Raw genomic sequence first — 18,062 nt, 5'->3', positions numbered from 1 at the left:
TTGGCTAAATTTAATATTTGATGGACTCAAGTTAGTTCATAAATATAACACATATGGAGGATACTATACATTATGGCACAACAAAACCAACAACAAGCTGCACAGCAAGCTCAACAAGCTGCTATGCAAGCTCAACAGGCTGCACAACAAGCATCTCAAATGAATGCAACACCTCAACAAATTCAACAAGCGCAGCAACAAGTTCAACAAGCACAACAACAGTTACAACAAGCTCAGCAAAATGCAGCTGCCAACGCTCAACAGCAACAACAAATTCAACAAGCTCAACAGCAGTTACAACAAGCTCAACAGCAAGTTCAACAAGCTCAACAAACCAATCAAGCTCAACAAAACAATATGCAACAAGCCCAACAAACTAATCAAAATCAACAAAACAATATGCAATAATCACTTCAAATAAAAAAGCTCATATTCCTTAAAGAATAGAGCTTTTTTGTTTTATATCCACTTCAACTCACTATTGTAGGTACCTACAGAATAATTTCTTTTGCTGAAACAATTTCAGAAGTATCTGTTAATAATTTTCTCACCGTTTTTGATGGCTGTTTATCTACTGTAAGAATCATTACAGCATCACCACCAATTATTTTTCTTCCAACCTGCATCGTTGCAATATTAACATCATTCTGTCCTAATAAAGTACCAATTTTTCCAATTGCACCAGGTTTATCTTGATGAGAAATATAAATGAAAATACCTTCAGGAGATATATCAACAGGGTATTGGTCAATCTGAACAATCCTAGGTCCATATCCATTTAATAATGTTCCAGCTATTGTTTTCTCTCCACTTTTTGTTTTTAAAGTTAATGTGATGAGGTTAGTAAATCCTTTAGTGCTTGAAGATCTCTGACGAACAATTTTTACACCTTTTGTCTCTGCAAGATGCATTGAATTTACTACATTTACCTCAGAATCTAGATAATGTGCCAACACACCTTTTATAATAATACGTGATAAAGGTGCAGTATCTACATCTGCCAATTCACCTGAGAAATTAATATGAATTTCCTCAATGGAATCTTTAGTGAGTTGAGTTAAGAAACTACCTAATTTTTCACCTAATTCAAAATATGGCTGAAGTTTATTTAGTACACTTGATGGAACATGAGGCATATTTACGGCATTTTTAAATGGTTTATTTAAAAGGATGTTCAGTACTTCTTCAGAAACATCTATTGCTACATTCTCTTGTGCTTCTTGTGTAGAAGCTCCTAAATGAGGGGTAACTATAACCTTATCATGATTTAAAAATGGGTGGTCCTTTTGAGGTGGCTCAGACTCAAATACATCAAACGCTGCACCAAAAACAATGCCTTGATCAATTGCCTCAACCAATGCATACTCATCTATGATTCCACCACGTGCACAATTAATAATTCTAACTCCTTTTTTCATTAATTCAAACTGTGGTTTTGCGATCATATGACGTGTTTCTTTCGTCAATGGAGTATGCACAGTAATAAAGTCAGCTTTTTGAGCTATATCATTCACACTGCCTTTTTCAATCCCAAGTTTCTCAGCACGTTCTTCTGTCAGGAATGGATCAAAACCAATGATCTTCATGTTAAAAGCTTTTGCTCTCTCGGCTACCTCTGTTCCAATTCTCCCCATACCAATAATACCTAGAACTTTGTTATTAAGCTCAACACCTACAAAAGATTTGCGATCCCATTCCCCTGTAATTGTTTTTTTGTAACCTTGAGGAATATTTCGAGCTACGGCCATCATCATAGCAAATGTATGTTCACAAGTAGATATTGTATTACCATCAGGAGCATTAATTACGATAATCCCTCTTTGTGTAGCTGCATCCAAATCAATATTGTCTACACCAACTCCTGCTCGACCAATTACCTTTAATTTTGTAGCAGCTTCCATAATTTTTCTTGTAACCTTAGTTTGACTACGCACCAATAGTGCATCAAAATCTGATATGATTTTAATAAGTTCATCCTCATTTAATCCTGTTTCTTTAACAACGCTAACATCATTTGCATCAAAAAGCTTTTGAATTCCTAAATCACTAATTGGATCTGATACTAATACTTTAAACATGTATGGTACTCCTCCTTAGTTTATTTCTTTTTTTATTTATCCTTAACGTGTAATTCATGATTTAATTACACAGTAAAGTTATACAGAATTAAAGTCATTGTAAATACAAAAAAACCCTTCAATCCTCATACGATGTGTATGATAGGGACGAGAGTTAGTTTCGTGGTACCACCCTATTTCATTACTTATTTACATAAGTAATCTTTATGGTCATTGACCTTATGGATAACGGCGTTTTTGCCGACTATACTTACTTTATAAAGTTTCAGTATAATAACTCAGGAGTGCTCCACATAGTTTTCATCACCGCTTTACACCAACCAACGGCTCTCTGAAGATTTTACTATGCTTAATTCCTTCATTGCATGTAATGATATTAATAACTCATAATGTATCATGTGAATAATAGCATGTCAATTCAAATATTAATTGATAACATATTTCTTTTAAAGATCCAATTGTTAATTTCTATTTTATAGCAACTACTAATATAAATGCAATCTTTTTTATTGAATAAATATTGAATTTTCGTTATTCTTCTAATGTAAATTATTTTAAAGCCAAATCTAAAGTTATAATCATAATAAGGAAGTGAATAATTATGAGTTCATATGAAATTTCAGCTGAAGACTTCAATCAGCATTTAAAAAACAAAACTCTTGATGGTATAATCATTGATGTTAGAGAAAAATTTGAATGGGAGTATTATCATCTAGAAAATAGTTTGCTTTATCCTATGAATACAATCCCTGAGCAGTTATCTGAATTTCCTAAGGACAAAACATTGTATATCCTTTGTGCTCATGGAATTAGAAGCCAACATGTTTGCCAATACCTGATTCAAAATGGTTTTGATCATGTTAAAAATGTCAAAGGAGGAATTTCTGCTGTTTCTATGCTACAAGGATTTCAATATGACTAATGATGATTAACATCATACTAAAAGGCGGGACAGAATGAAGAAAAAAATAAAACTGCAGTTTAAAAATGTTAACATAGATAAAATGAGTGATAAAATGTTGCTATATAATTTATATTTCACTCAATTACTTACACTTTTTATCGGTCTCATTATAATTTTTTTTCAAGAAAGAAGTATTCTAGAGGTTTTACAATTTCCTAAGTCCTATGTTACAGCATTAACATGGGGGGCTGGCTTTGCTCTAGTAGTTCTCGCTTTTGATTTACTAATATCTAGGTGGGTTCCTGACGATGTTTCAGATGACGGTGGCATTAATGAAAGGATATTTAAAAATCGCCCTCTATGGCATATATTCTTAATCTCAATGATTGTAGCTATTTGTGAAGAACTTTTATTCAGAGGAGCGATCCAACATGCACTTGGACCTTACTGGACAAGTATTTTATTTGCGGCCATTCACATTCGATATTTACAGCATTGGTTAATGACGGGGCTAGTTTTTAGTATTAGTTACGGATTAGGTTGGATTTATATTCAGACAGAAACTCTTTGGGTACCAATTATTGCACACTTTTTGATTGACTTTATTATGGGTACAATCATTAAGTATAAAAAGTGATTTAAAATTTTTTTTACAAAACTGCACCAGCTGTAACTTTAAAATAAAGCTTGATCACAAACTTCATGAAAACCCGTTATTCTAAGCAAACAAAAGAATCCATTTTGAAAAAAAGATTGATCAAAATGGATTCTAGATTTGAGATTAATTATTTGATTTTTTTAAAAAAGTTTGATCATTTTCAACTCATGTTATTCCATAATCGCTCCAAATTGTTGAAGAACAAATTCGATTAAATTTTATTGATCCTACATTTTAAAAAAACACTTATATTTTAGTAGCTTTTTAAAAAGGTCAGCTCGTATATTGGTTAACTTTTAAAACAAAGCACCTTAGTTCACATGATTTTTATTTAGCTTTCATCCAAAAGGAACTCGTGAGTATTGATTCAAATCCTACCTTTAACAGATTATTGTGACTTATAGAACCGAATTCTACATCTGTATATAACTTTGTTAATCCCAATTCTTTTGCTACCTGTATTCTAAAATGAAGTAATGATTTTTGGACTTTTCTACCCCTGTAGGATGGGAAGGTAAATCCATTAGCAATATATCCTTCCTCACCTTTTATAAAAAGCGAGCCCATTCCTACAGCTTCTCCACCTATATATGCTATGAAATTTTGAAAGTTTGACTGATAGAAATATACCGATTTTTTTTCAATCAAATCTTTCTCTACTTCCTTTCCATCTGAAAGTAATATGAGATTAATAAATTCTTTTGCATTATTTTCAGTTACTCTAACAATATCAATTTCTCGATTATCATACTCCGTAAAATACGGTTCTAGTTCTAGGAATACCAGTTGTTCAGAGCAAAAGAACCCTTTATTCATTAATACCTGAGATACTTCAAAATTAATGTTATTGGGAGTCATATCGAAACAAGGTGTTATTTGTTCGGAATAATACGTATCCAAAATATAATCAACTTTGTCTATATCATGATTTCCAAACCCCTTGATACGGTTGTAATAAATTGAATTTGGTGCATTTGAATCGATTATTAATGTACAATCACCTAAATTTTTGAGTTTTAAATTTGAATTAACATGAGAAAGTGCTCTTTTTGAGTTAAATTGAGTTAATGCCAATTCCATTTCATTAACTTTTTCTTGTTTAAATAATACATTCTGATATAAATTTCCCATTGAATAACAACTCCTAGTTAAAAATTTCTTTTTCCTCCAGATATAAATTATTAGACTAACATTTATGAGGAATAACTGGGAATTAATAATCATTTAGAAATAAAAAAGTCACAAGGTTATGTAAATTAACCTTGTGACTTCCATTACGTTCTTTTTCGAAAGATATACTTACGCCATGCTCTTTTCATTAATATAACTAAGGAGGCTTAATTTCTTAATCCGCATGAGTGAGAGGCAATACATTGAATTCCCAAGGTTATCCTCATTAAATTAGTCATTATTTACCCTCACTCCCTTCTATAATAAGAAGGTAAGTATACCAAATATACTTGTGTAAATCAATAATTTTATTACTTTAGCACCCTGTTCGCACTATAAATCAAAAAAGATTGTTGTTTCACAATACCAGCTACTAGGAGGTCAAGAATTAATTTAAAAATAAATAAATTTCCGTGTTATAATAATTTTTATCATACCAAATAGACCTTCCTAAAACTGTTGGAAGATCATGGTCTTTTAGTAAATATTTATCTAAAATCCTCTTTACGTTTTAAAATGTAGAAAATCCATTGAGTGAGCTTATTTGCACAAGCAATCATGGCAACTTTGTGTGGTTTACCTTCTTCTCGCTTTTTCTGATAAAATGCTATTAGTTTACTATTTCGAGAATTCCTTAAACCACATAATACAGCACTATATAATATTTGCCGTAGTCTACTTGAACCTCTTTTAGTTATTCGGTTATATGTTGCTTTAAACTTGCCTGATTCATGAACCCTTGGATCTATACCTGCAAAGGCTACTAGTTTTTTCGGATGCGAAAAGCGTTCTATTTCCCCAATTTCGGAGATGATTGTTGCCGCAATCTTATCTCCTACTCCGGGGATAGAACGAATGATATGGTAATCTTCTATTTCATTTGCTAAAGTATCTATCTCGTCTTTTAACTTTGATAAATGCGCCTGATATTCTAATAAAAGATTAATATACATTTTTAGACTGACTAAGTTGCTGTCATAAAGATTCTTTTGAAAAGGATCCTTTAAAGCAGCCTCCTTTAACCCTTCAGCCTTTTTTAATGCCCATTTATAAGACCTCTTTTGACAATTCCCTTTCATTTCCTCAGCCAAGTCATTAACATCTTTGTTTAACACCTTTTCTGCAGTAGGAAACAAATATAATGTCCTTAAAGAAACCCTAGAATACGTATCGCTAAACACTTTCTTGTACTCTGGAAATACTTGATCTAAAGTAGCTAGAAATTGTAACTTCATCTGCACATAAGAGCTAGTTATCGCATCGTGCATCCTAGTTAAATTACGTAGATTCAAAACTTGAATACTCTTCTTATGATAAGGTTCTAAATCCTCTTTATAGTACAGCTCACATAAATGGGAAGCATCAATAGCATCTGTCTTGACCTTCCGCATACTCGATTTTTTAGCTCCATGAGAAATAATAGGATTCACCATGATATAGACGATCTTTTCCCTTTCAAGGAATTGCACGATAGGTTCATGATAATGACCTGTAGACTCAAAAATGACAACCGGATCCTTTCCAGTCTCTGCTTCTATCTCTTTATAAAACTTGTAAAATACATCTAGACCCTCTAAATGATGTTCAAATTTAAAACTCTTTTTGTATGGATGTTTCCTTTGTAAAAAGGCTTGAACTTGGCTTTCTCCTTTTGCAATATCCAGACCAATGACTGGATCCATGCTTAACACTCCCTCTCACTATCTCATTGCCGGTACCTCTAATTTCCCTTGTAGTGTCATTTCTTCGCTTGTTATACGAGATCTACGTCCCAACCAGCCTCACACATGTTTCTACAAGTAGAGGGTGAACAGTTTTGCGGACGAGATCAAGTCCCACTGGCCCTTACGTTCTACCCCGGCTACCTAAAGAATAAGACCAATAAAAATATGAGGTCAACCAGAAATATAACTGGCTAACCTCATAATACGAACTGGCCCTTTTGTCTAATATGAAAGTCAAAAAACTCATGAATCACATTCTAATTCATAAGTTTTGATCAAACTGTTTCAATATAATATTTCGGTGCAACTTTATTTTAAACGCTTTAACTTTTGTTTTAAACGATTCATCTTTTTTATAAACGCTACAACTTTGTTTTAAAATCACACCAGCTTATATTAGATCTACTTAAGACTAAGTAGATCTAATACGCTGAAATCGCACCATCCGTTCGCGATTCTGTCCCCCCTGAAAGAACTCCAGTTTGTAAGTCTCGACATATGATTTGGCCTCGACCAAATCCTCCTTGGTCTAGGGTCATTTCTATTTGGTGTCCTCTGGAAGCTAATTGTTTTGCAATATGATGCGGAAAGTTATGTTCAACTTTAATTCTTTTTCCTTCCACCCACCTCCATCTAGGTGCATCAAGGGCAGATTGTGGATTTAAATTAAAATCAATCATATTCATTACAACTTGTAAATGCCCCTGAGGCTGCATATATGCACCCATAACACCAAAAGGTCCTATCGCTTCATTACCTTTTGTAATAAATCCTGGAATAATCGTATGATACGTTCTTTTACCTGGTTGTAAACTGTTCTCATGACTTTGGTCCAATGAAAAATCAGAACCACGGTTTTGCAGTGCTATCCCTGTACCAGGAACGACCAAACCTGAACCAAAACCACTATAATTACTTTGGATAAAAGAAACCATATTTCCTTGGTCATCTGCTGTTGCAAGATAAACAGTCCCACCTTTACCAGTTGCTTCTAACTCAGGAACTAACGCACGATTACTAATTAATTTCGCATGTTGATCTCCATATTCTTCTGATAACAGTTGTTTTACTGTAGTTGTCATATGATTAGAATCTGTTATATATTTTTTCCCTTCAGAAAAAGCCAACTTCATTGCTTCAATTTGTTTATGATATGTATCTACACTTTCCTTTTCTGCAAACGAAAAATCTTTTAAAGTATTCAGAGCCATTAAGGTAACAATTCCTTGTCCATTTGGAGGCATCTCCCACACATCATATCCACGGTAGTTTATGGAAATTGGTTTTACCCATTCTGCATGATATTCTCCTAAATCTTCCTCAGAAAGAAAACCCCCATTTGAATTTGAAAATGATATTATTTTTTGTGCTAATTCCCCTCTGTAAAAACTTTCACCATTTGTTTCAGCTATGGATCTAAGTGTCTCTGCATGCCCTATAGATCCCCACATTTCGCCTATTTTTGGTGCCCTTCCATTAGGTGCAAAAGTATCAAACCAAGGTTTAAATTCAGGACCAATGAGGTTCTTTTTATATTTATTGTATGCTATTTGCCAATACTGACCTAAAACAGGAGAGATAGGATACCCATTCTCTGCGTAATAAATGGCTGGTTCTAATACTTCTTTTAGAGAAAGCTTACCAAACTGATTTGATAGATTTGCCCATGCACTAGGTGCTCCTGGTACTGTTACTGGTAACCACCCATAATCAGGCATAGTTCTATATCCCTTTTCTTTTACAGCATCAATTGATATCTTCTTTGGGGCAGGACCACTTGCATTAAGCCCATGTAATTCTCCCTTGTTCCATACTAAAGCAAAAGCATCCCCACCAATACCATTTGATGTTGGTTCAACAACAGTTAAACAAGCAGCAGTAGCAATAGCTGCATCAATAGCGTTGCCTCCCTTTTTTAAAATATCTAAACCAGCTTGTGCAGCAATCGGTTGTGATGTTGCAACCATTCCCCTCTTTGCAAATACTGTCATTCTTTGTGATGGATAAGGATGATATAAATAATCTATTTCCATAGATCTACAACCTTTCTAAAAATGTTTTAGAAAAAAAGCGCTTTACCTTTAAGTTATGTTAAAAGTAAAGCTCTTGATTTTAATAAATATCACATTCTACTCACTTGTTCTATTACATGGAATCACAAATGAAAAAGTAGTGCCTTCTCCAACAATACTCTTAGCTTCTATCATACCATCATGTGATTCTACAATATTTTTTACAATGGACAGACCTAAACCAGTACCACCTTTAGAAATACGTGTTCTTGCTTTATCTGCTTTATAAAACCTATCAAATATATAAGGTAAATCCACGTTTGGGATCCCTTCTCCTTGATCTTCTATTTCTACATTTACAGCATCTTCATTCACTTTATAATGAGCACGAATAAATATAAAGGCTCCTTTTGGTGTGTGCCTTAATGCATTATCTAATAAATTAGTTAAAACTTGCTCTAATCTATCTTCATCACCACATTCTATCCATAAATCTTCTTTATCTATGTTTTGTTTTATAATTACTCCATGATGTTCATTAGCTAATGCAGAAAATTTACGGATAACTCTGCTAATTAATGTTGTCATGTTCACCCGGTCACAATTCAAATCAATATGCCCGGTTTCCATTTTAGCCAAGTCTAATAAGTCTTTAACTAGTCTGCTCATACGTAAAGATTCATCCAAAATAATCTGTGCAAGTTCCTTTCTTTCATCAATGGAACCTGCAATATCATCTAATAGTGCTTCACTATACCCTTGCAACATCGATAGTGGAGTTCTTAATTCATGAGACACATTGGCTACAAAATCTTTACGTAATTTTTCTAAACGATCCTCTTCAGTAACATTACGCAATACGGCAACGGCACCACGTACCATATCTTGAGCATAAAGAGGGGTAATCACAACTGACCATACATCATTTAGAACATATAACTTCGACGTCAACTCTTTATTGTTTGATACTACAGATTGAAATAAAGGTTGAAGGGGTTCTGGAGTATGATTTAAAGCAATTTCTGGACCATCTTCCCAAGAAATAGCAGCCCAATGCTTTATAAGTTTCTCACCTTGTGGATTTGCTAATAAAATAGTACCCTCGGCATCAAAAGTGATAACCACATCGGTCATACTTCGAAGAATACTACCTAATTGCTCTTTTTCATGATTTAAATCTCTAATGGTTTGTTCCAGCTTTTCTGCCATATGATTAAATCTATTAGCCAACTGTCCAATTTCATCAGAGGAGCGAATCTCAACACGAGTATTATATTCTCCAACAGTAATGGAATCTGTTGCTTTTTTTAATTGTAATAGAGGCTGAGTAATTTTCGTAAATAAGAAAAATGCAAAAAAAGTTGTTAACAAAAATCCAATAATTCCTGTGTATACAAATAACCAACTAATTTCCTGTGAATTTTTATCAAAATTCACATCAATATATACTAATAAAAACAAACCTAAAAATGTGATTACAAAAGCAACTAGGAGGATAATCGTAATCCACAGTTTACCTACTACACTTTTCCAAATATTCACTTTATTTTGGCACCTCTAGTTTGTACCCTACTCCCCAAACAGTATGAATCATGGAAGCTGCTTCAGGTGAAACTTTATTTAATTTTTCTCTAAGTCTTTTAACATGTGTATCCACGGTTCTTAGATCACCAAAAAACTCATAATTCCAAACATCTTTTAATAATTCTTCACGAGAATACACTTTGTCTGGAGATGAAGCTAAGTAATGTAATAGTTCATATTCTTTTGGTGTTAAACTAATAATTTGTCCGTTAGCAGTGACACGATGAGCATCATGTTCGATGATTAAATTTGGAAAAACAATATTATTACTTGAACTATCTTCACTTGTTAGGTAAGCAGTCGCAGAGGAGCGTCGTAAAATCGCTTTAACACGGTAAATAACTTCTCTCGGACTGAATGGTTTAACTACATAATCATCTGTACCTACCTCAAAACCTTGCACTCGATTTGCCTCTTCTCCTTTTGCGGTTAACATGATGACAGGAGTTGCTTTTTGAATTCTAAGTTTCTCACAAACCTCAATTCCATCTATGCCTGGAAGCATCAAATCTAACAGAATTAAATCATAATCCTTTTCAAGTGCCATTTCTAAAGCAGTTTCCCCATCCTCTGCTTCGTCAACAACACAACCTTCTTTTTCAAGATACATACGAAGAAGTCTACGTATTCTTTCTTCATCATCTACTACCAAAATTACACTTTTTTCTGACATCTTATTTTCAACTCCAATCAATAAAAATAACCTTTACATATATTTAACCACGAATTGGCGAGATTCTAAGCTGTTTACACTTCTGTGCACACTAGGTGTTTGTTATTAAAGTTGTTTCGGATATATATATTATACTCCTGCGTAAGAATGTAATCCAGCTATAACTAAATTAACTCCCACTAACGTAAACATCACAATTAAAAATCCGATGACGGATAACCAAGAAGATTTTGAACCCTGCCAGCCACGAGATAAACGTAAGTGTAGATATACACTATAAAATAACCATACAATTAATGCCCATACTTCCTTTGGATCCCAACCCCAAAATCTTTCCCACGCAATGTGCGCCCAAATCATAGCAAATATTAAAGCTCCTAAAGTAAAGATTGGGAAGCCGAGTGCAATGGAACGGTAACTAATTTCATCTAAATCATCTGGGTCTAAATCATTTAATATAGGTTGTATACTTGCACCTATCGGTTTTCGTAAAATTAACCTCAAAGTATAATAAAGCAATGTACCTATAATAAATGCCCAAACCACTGTATTTAATTTACGCCCTGCATTTACGCCCTGCATCCAAAATGGTGCTTCGAATAAAGGTTTTTGAATTCCAAAGTAAGAATCCATTGATACTATTTCACTGTTGTACGGTTTTACAATTGGAGGCAGCGTATATTCCACATTTTCTGTAGTCACTTGCTCTAATTCTAACTCTGATTCTTCTGCAGGTACAATGACGTCCTTTGAAAATTCTGCATGATAATCCATACCATTAAAAAGGAAAACTGAACCGATAAATCCTACTACAACAAGGATAACAAAAATGGTGAATTCCACACCTTTTATGGATCGACGTTCTTTTTTTGAAGTGCCTGAGAAATTTACTGTTCTTATTAAATACATTAACCCTGTAGCGAATCCTACAGCAAAAAAAGCTTCTCCAAGAGCAGCAGTTGTGACGTGAATTTTAAGCCAATTGTCTTGCAATGCAGGAATTAAAGGTTCTGCTTCCCATGGAAAAACCATAGCATAAGCTTGTACTATAAATGCAACTGGAAGTGCGAATACTCCTGTACCAGCTGAGCGATAAATGATATAGATGATTATAAAACCTACAATAATCATCATAGACAAAAGAGTCATAAACTCAAACATGTTAGCATTTGGAATATGTCCAGAGTAAATCCATCTTGTAATAAAATAAATGATTTGAGATGCAATTCCTAGAACTGTAACTCCAAATGCAAATCTACTCCAACGTTTCATATGAGCTTCTGGATCTCGATTACTCCATTTTTTCCCTGTAATTGATATAACAAACATAAAAAATGCAATAATATAAATAAAAAATGCAGCAATTAGAGCCGTATTACTAATCTGTTCTAAACTCAACTGTCTTTCACCTCATTTTCTAGTGATTTAGCTTCTACTTCTATACCAGATTTGTGCAAAGCTTGAGCCACTTCTTTCCTTAATCCAAACCAATTTTTATTAGAATGTGCACCTAACAGCAATTGATTTTTATTAAATTTAAGCCAAATTCTCCGATGATTCCAGTAAAACCCTAAAATCAATCCAATCATTGAGATGGAAAGACCAATCCAAATCATGGGCAATATTGTATCTTTTCTCGCACTTAAAAAACTAGTATATAATGAGAAGTCAACATCTTGCATCGATTCTACATCAATTACCAACGTGCTACCGGCTGCTATATTAATTTGATCCTCTTGATAGGTTACCTTATGCTGCGGAAGAGGAAAATACATATTAATCTCCCCTTTATCTGGCATTCCTGGTCCATGAATAGAAAAAATAAAAGCAGGTGTATTAGGTTTAGAAGATTTTGTACCAGCTTCACCATTAATAAACGTGAAATCTGGGTAATAACCAATGAGTTCTAGCTGATAATCTCCTACTTCATATGTTGATTTGGGATTGTCCATTTCTAGAATAAATTGACCATATTCCTCATTAGATTCTCTATTTTTCAAGGTAGCGTTTACTGAATTTAATATAGGTGTTTCTTCATAACCCATTTGATAAATTAATAACCCTTCGTATTCTAATGGTTCGTTTACTTGAATGGAGTGCTTTTTCACTTCCTCCAAAACAGGGTCTTTTATAGGATCATTACAGTTTTTTACACATTCATATAACACAGCTTCTGTTGCAAACAATTTAGGTATGATTTTCCCTTTTTCAACTGTTTTTTCAGATAACTCATCTTCAGAATAAAACTCAACGATAAACCTTTCATTTTCTACATAATAATTAGTTCCTGGAATTTGTTCAATTTCTCCGTCCAAAACGGATATATATTCTTCCATATACCATGGCGATACGATTAACCGTAACAAAACGGCTAATAAAAATATGATGAGTCCGATATGATTAATATAAGGTCCCCATCGACTAAATCTATTTTTTTCTGCTAATAATGATCTTCCGTCTGTTGTGACACGATAAAATTTTTTCTTTAAAATACCTGAAAACTCATTTACCCAAAGCTCAGCATCTTTTTCATTTTGTATTTCCTTAATATCTCCAGTATAGACCACTTTCTGTCTTCTTATAAATTGATCATGTTTTCGAATTTTTTGTTTATTCAAAGCTCTATATAAGGGCAATACTCGATCTAAACTACAAATAACTAACGACGTGCCAATCATAATTAAAAGCAGTTTAAACCACCATGTTTCATAAGTATGTGAAAGACCTAACATATAATAAATTGAACCCATCGTTCCATACGTCTCAGGATAGTATGTGGAGGGATCTATATTGATAAAAGTGCTTTCTTGTGGGTATATCGTCCCTAAAGACGCTCCACAAAGCGTGAAAAATATTAAATATATCGCTACTTTAACAGAAGAAAAAAAGCTCCAGACACGGTCAATGATTGTTTTATTTTCACGTTGAGACCGGCGAACAGCACCATCATAACGCATTTCCAATGTTTCCATACTTTGATCTTCTATTAAAGGTTTTCCACAAGATTCACAAAGTACTGTATTCACTGGATTTTGATGCCCGCATTCACACTTTGTATTTTGAATCATTGTTTTACTCCTTTACTGCTATTAACTTGTTCACTGTCTGAATTAAATAAGATTCGCTCATTTCACCAATCTTCTTTTCCATTATAATACCATTAGCATCAATAAAATAAGTAGTTGGATAATATCTGACATCATATTGATCTGAAACGATATTTTTATCTAAGAGGATTGGAAAAGTAACACCAACTTGATTAACAAAACTTTGTACTGTAACTTCTGGTTCATCCAAATTAACACCAAGAATAATCAAGTCCTTCGATTGATATTTGTTATATATGTCTTCAATAGCTGGCATTTCCCTAACACAAGGTTCACAAAAGCTACCCCAGAAATTCACAACTACTGGTTTTCCTTCAAAGTCTGAAAGTTGATAAACTTGTCCATCCAAACCCTTTAAAGAAAAATCTGGAGCAAAATTACCCACCTCTGGAACTTCATCTGTTGAAAGAACACCACTAAACAACGTTACACCAGCAATAACTACAAACAAAATTAAAATGATATACTGAACCCATTTTTTATTGTTTTTCATCAGAACACCTTGCTTTCTTACTCCAAAAAAATATGAACTGCATCACTTCATTTTACAGTAATGATACTACTCCATTATATCGAAACATTTTTCAAAAATTAGTCTTTATTTTGAATTTTATGTGACTTCAATGCTAAATCTTTTAATTCTTTTACTTCACTTGTTTGAAGATATCTAAACTTCCCTCTAGAAACACCTTGAAGATTTAAGAACCCGAATTGAACCCTTTTCAATCTTTTCACTTGGATAGAAAGAGCCTCAAACATTCTACGAACTTGTCTATTTTTTCCTTCATGAATGGTAATAGAGATTACCGACTCATTTTTATCTGGATTTACATCATGATATTCCACTTCAGCTGGAGCCGTCTTACCATCGTCCAATTCGATTCCTTCCTTCAGACGATCCAACTGAGAACCGTGTGGAACACCTTTTACTGTAACAAAATATGTTTTTTCAATATGATGTTTAGGGTGAGTCATTAAATTAGAGAACTCCCCATCATTTGTAAGTAATAATAATCCTTCTGTATCATAATCCAATCGACCTACGGGATAAACACGTTGTTTCACTTTTTTCAAGTAATCTGTTACAATCTGCCTGCCCTGAGGATCCTTTACACTGCTAATTACTCCTTTAGGTTTATGAAATAACACATAAATTTTACTCTCACTTTTAATGGGTCTACCATCAACTTTAATTATATCTTCATCAGGATTCACTTTTACTCCTAAAGTATTAATTATCTTCTCATTTACTTCTACTCTTCCAGCTAATATAATTTCTTCTGATTTTCTTCTGGAAGCAATTCCTGCATTTGCAAGTACCTTTTGCAGTCTTTCCATGATTTATCACCTCAAAGGTTAATGATATACATTATCCGAAGAAATCACAAGGTCATACCAAGGAAAGTCTCCACCAGGACAATCTAATGTATGCCCATATACATCATGAGTAGAAAAACCATGTAAAGCAGATAGGCGCAATATGAGTTTTTTCAATATAAAAAGCTGTTCTCTATTGGCGAGTGGCAGTTCCTTCACTTCTGTAAAATCCCCTTCAAGACAGATATGAATAAATTCTTTATCAAATGCATCTGGAGCAGGAATAATGCTTAAATCCTTAGTAATGTAATAATCATATCCTTTTCCATTAATGGATGGACAAATTGAATGGTGTATAACGATACCTAGATAATCCATAACTCACCTCAAATCAATTCATGTGAATTACATTATATGAGGGTTGAGGATTGCCGGTGAGAAAAAGTAAAAAGCTTCCCCAAAAAGAGAAAGCTTTAAGTTAATTCACTCTTTGTGAACATCAATTATTAACCAAACACTAACATACAAATGATAATAGTTGCCGCAAAACCGACCATATCAGAAATTAAACCCACTTTCAGTGCATATCTGGTTTTTCGAATTCCTACTGCACCAAAGTAGACTGTTAGCACATAAAGTGTAGTATCCGTAGATCCTTGAACGGTAGAAGCGATACGCCCTATCATTGAATCTGGTCCATGCTCTTGGATGAGATCAGTTGTAAAAGCAAGTGAGCCAGCCCCTGTAATGGGTCTTAATATTGCTAAGGGAAAGACTTCACTTGGAACACCAATTAAATTTAATACTGGATGGAGCAATCCTAGCATGAAATCCATTGCTCCTGATGCCCGAAAAACACTAATCGCTACCATCATTCCCACAAGATGAGGAATGATTTTTATCGCCGTATCAAATCCATCTTTAGCCCCATCTATAAAGGATTCGTAAACAGGAACCTTTTTGAAAAAAGCATATAATGAGATAAATACGATTATCACAGGAATAGCCCAGAGAGATATAGCAGTTATAAGTCCATACATATTATCACCTTCACTAGATAAACTATATTATTCAACTCATTCTTTTCGCAAAGCTTTTCTTTGATACCATTTATCTACAACAATTGCAGCAGTTGTAGATATCGCTGTAGCCATCAATGTTGTTCCTACGATTTCAAACGGGTCCATCGATTGATTCGCCATACGAATTGCAATAATAGTAGTTGGTATGATCGTAATGCTGGAAGTGTTTAATGCTAATAGTGTACACATAGCTGGACTAGCAGTATCTTTATTTAAATTCAATTTTTGCAATTCTTCCATTGCTTTGATTCCCATAGGTGTCGCTGCATTATTTAATCCAAGCATATTGGCACTCATATTTGACATAATGTATCCGATTGAAGGGTGATCCTTTGGAATGGTAGGAAATAAAAATCGAACAACAGGACGAAGTAAAATTGAAAGTTTTTTTAATAATCCTGCATCCTCTGCAATTCTCATTAAACCAAGCCAAAGAACCAATACACTAATTAAACTAAAACAAATCGTTACACCCGTTTTTGCCCCATCAAATACCGCTTCAGAAAAAACTTCTATATTTCCTTGGACTGCTGCAACTATAAATCCAATTAAGATAAAAAATAACCAGATTAAGTTTACCATGTGAATAGATCCTTCACTATATTTTTTAAAGTTGTTATATAAGACCGTATATGAAAATCCATAACATTTTTGGAGTATACATGAGAATTAACACTTAGAGTATCCTTTACCTTTACATCATTTACAGGTATTGACCCAATCCATATATCATTTAATATAAACTCCAATTTCCCTCTATCTCCAAGTCTATAATCTACTGATTCTGGATTAATGAGTTTTAATTTTAGTTTCACGTTTGAACGTTCCTCTTCTGTAAGAGGATACTTAAAAGATCTACTTGCTATATATGGCTGTCCCTGTATTGATTCCCCTTCTTGTATAATGTAGTGATGTGGATACGTCTCGAATCCAAAATCAAGCAATCGACTATGATCTGCCCAATCTTGTGGAGCATTTAAAGTAACAACGACTAGTTGTTGACCATTTCTTGTAGCTGATGAAACCAAACAACGACCTGCATTTTTTGTGTAACCTGTTTTAACACCATCCGCACCTTCATAAAGTGCAAGCATCTTATTTTTGTTGTACCAAGTATAGTCCCATTCCTCATGAGGATTTGGTACTTTTTTAACCTTAGTCCTGACGATCTCCTGAAATATAGGATTTTTTAATGCATAGGCCGTTAATTTGGCAATATCATTTGCTGAAGAATAATGTCCTTCTTCATTTAGCCCATGTGGATTCACAAAATTAGAATTCTTCATTCCAATCTCATCTGCTTTTTTGTTCATTAAAAAGGAAAAACCTTCTATAGAACCACCGACATGTTCTGCAATTGCTGTTGCAGCATCATTACCAGAACGAAGCATTAAACCATAAATCATATTTTCCAAATTCATTTTTTCACCTAAATGCAAATAAATGGAGGAGCCTTCTTTTCTATAGGCATTTTTGCCTACAGTCACCTCACTAGACAGATCCCCATCTTCAATTGCAACTATGGCTGTCATAATTTTAGTAATGCTTGCAATAAGCATTTGTTCGTCCCCTTGTTTACTCTCAATAATTCTCCCAGATTCTACATCAATTAATGCGAATGCTTCAGCTGAAGTTGGGACACCTGATTCTGCATCACTTGTAATTGAAAAGATTGGAAACATCAATGTAAGTATTAATATCCATCTGAAAAATTCATTTAACCCTTTCATAACTGCCTCCATTTCTCTATCCG

17 protein-coding genes and 1 other annotated feature are annotated in these 18,062 nt (G+C 33.8%); of the genes, 3 read left to right on the top strand and 14 right to left on the bottom strand.

Annotated features, from left to right (window positions below; all coding sequences use genetic code 11):
- The first annotated feature begins 72 nt into the window (after positions 1 to 72).
- Positions 73 to 408, top strand: coding sequence for a hypothetical protein (locus ERL59_RS16065; protein WP_201763591.1), 336 nt, complete (start codon positions 73 to 75; stop codon positions 406 to 408).
- 83 nt (positions 409 to 491) lie between these two features.
- On the opposite strand, the gene serA is transcribed toward ERL59_RS16065, so the two are convergent.
- A complete protein-coding gene (serA, locus tag ERL59_RS16060; protein WP_160647252.1) occupies positions 492 to 2,078 on the bottom strand; it encodes a phosphoglycerate dehydrogenase in 1,587 nt (528 codons plus the stop codon).
- A gap of 140 nt (positions 2,079 to 2,218) precedes the next feature.
- Positions 2,219 to 2,449: a binding site (T-box leader), on the bottom strand.
- Positions 2,450 to 2,679: 230 nt separating this feature from the next.
- On the opposite strand from serA, the gene ERL59_RS16055 reads away from it, so the two are divergent.
- Positions 2,680 to 3,000 carry a rhodanese-like domain-containing protein gene (locus ERL59_RS16055; RefSeq protein WP_160647251.1) on the top strand — a complete coding sequence of 107 codons (321 nt, stop codon included), beginning with the start codon at positions 2,680 to 2,682 and terminating at the stop codon, positions 2,998 to 3,000.
- 34 nt (positions 3,001 to 3,034) lie between these two features.
- On the top strand, positions 3,035 to 3,619 hold the full coding sequence (locus ERL59_RS16050; RefSeq protein WP_160647250.1) for a type II CAAX endopeptidase family protein: 585 nt from the start codon (positions 3,035 to 3,037) through the stop codon (positions 3,617 to 3,619).
- 348 nt (positions 3,620 to 3,967) lie between these two features.
- Here the strand turns inward: ERL59_RS16050 and ERL59_RS16045 are convergent, their stop codons facing one another.
- The 13 genes from ERL59_RS16045 to ERL59_RS15985 form a co-directional block, all read right to left on the bottom strand.
- The gene (locus ERL59_RS16045) at positions 3,968 to 4,771 is read right to left on the bottom strand and encodes a GNAT family N-acetyltransferase (protein WP_160647249.1); all 804 of its coding nucleotides are present in this window, start codon (positions 4,769 to 4,771) and stop codon (positions 3,968 to 3,970) included.
- A gap of 527 nt (positions 4,772 to 5,298) precedes the next feature.
- Positions 5,299 to 6,492, bottom strand: coding sequence for an IS110 family RNA-guided transposase (locus ERL59_RS16040; protein WP_160647248.1), 1,194 nt, complete (start codon positions 6,490 to 6,492; stop codon positions 5,299 to 5,301).
- Positions 6,493 to 6,956: 464 nt separating this feature from the next.
- Positions 6,957 to 8,567 carry a gamma-glutamyltransferase family protein gene (locus ERL59_RS16035; RefSeq protein WP_201763590.1) on the bottom strand — a complete coding sequence of 537 codons (1,611 nt, stop codon included), beginning with the start codon at positions 8,565 to 8,567 and terminating at the stop codon, positions 6,957 to 6,959.
- 96 nt (positions 8,568 to 8,663) lie between these two features.
- A complete protein-coding gene (locus ERL59_RS16030; RefSeq protein ID WP_160647247.1) occupies positions 8,664 to 10,088 on the bottom strand; it encodes a HAMP domain-containing sensor histidine kinase in 1,425 nt (474 codons plus the stop codon).
- 1 nt (position 10,089) lies between these two features.
- Entirely contained in the window at positions 10,090 to 10,803 is a 714-nt protein-coding gene (locus ERL59_RS16025) for a response regulator transcription factor (protein ID WP_160647246.1), read from the bottom strand.
- 129 nt (positions 10,804 to 10,932) lie between these two features.
- Positions 10,933 to 12,201: a cytochrome c biogenesis protein CcsA gene (gene ccsA, locus ERL59_RS16020; RefSeq protein ID WP_235929923.1), complete on the bottom strand. Its 1,269-nt coding sequence runs from the start codon at positions 12,199 to 12,201 to the stop codon at positions 10,933 to 10,935.
- Positions 12,198 to 13,871, bottom strand: coding sequence for a cytochrome c biogenesis protein ResB (gene resB, locus ERL59_RS16015; protein ID WP_160647245.1), 1,674 nt, complete (start codon positions 13,869 to 13,871; stop codon positions 12,198 to 12,200). Before resB ends, ccsA begins: the two co-directional genes overlap by 4 nt.
- A 4-nt stretch (positions 13,872 to 13,875) precedes the next feature.
- Positions 13,876 to 14,403, bottom strand: a complete 528-nt coding sequence (locus ERL59_RS16010; RefSeq protein WP_160647244.1) for a redoxin domain-containing protein — start codon at positions 14,401 to 14,403, stop codon at positions 13,876 to 13,878.
- Positions 14,404 to 14,501: 98 nt separating this feature from the next.
- A complete protein-coding gene (locus tag ERL59_RS16005; protein ID WP_160647243.1) occupies positions 14,502 to 15,248 on the bottom strand; it encodes a pseudouridine synthase in 747 nt (248 codons plus the stop codon).
- An 18-nt stretch (positions 15,249 to 15,266) separates the two neighbouring features.
- A complete protein-coding gene (locus ERL59_RS16000) occupies positions 15,267 to 15,605 on the bottom strand; it encodes an N-acetylmuramoyl-L-alanine amidase (protein WP_160647242.1) in 339 nt (112 codons plus the stop codon).
- Between the two features lie 128 nt (positions 15,606 to 15,733).
- On the bottom strand, positions 15,734 to 16,267 hold the full coding sequence (locus ERL59_RS15995; RefSeq protein ID WP_160647241.1) for a spore maturation protein: 534 nt from the start codon (positions 16,265 to 16,267) through the stop codon (positions 15,734 to 15,736).
- Between the two features lie 36 nt (positions 16,268 to 16,303).
- Positions 16,304 to 16,891 (bottom strand): nucleoside recognition domain-containing protein, encoded by a 588-nt coding sequence (locus ERL59_RS15990; RefSeq protein ID WP_160647240.1) that lies wholly within the window; start codon positions 16,889 to 16,891, stop codon positions 16,304 to 16,306.
- Positions 16,885 to 18,039 (bottom strand): D-alanyl-D-alanine carboxypeptidase family protein, encoded by a 1,155-nt coding sequence (locus ERL59_RS15985; RefSeq protein ID WP_160647239.1) that lies wholly within the window; start codon positions 18,037 to 18,039, stop codon positions 16,885 to 16,887. Before ERL59_RS15985 ends, ERL59_RS15990 begins: the two co-directional genes overlap by 7 nt.
- Between the last annotated feature and the right edge of the window lie 23 nt (positions 18,040 to 18,062).

It is taken from the genome of Chengkuizengella marina (assembly GCF_009910845.1).
In the GTDB taxonomy this organism is placed as follows: Bacteria; Bacillota; Bacilli; order Paenibacillales; family KCTC-33759; genus Chengkuizengella; species Chengkuizengella marina.
This window is presented reverse-complemented; position numbering and strand designations above follow the sequence as displayed.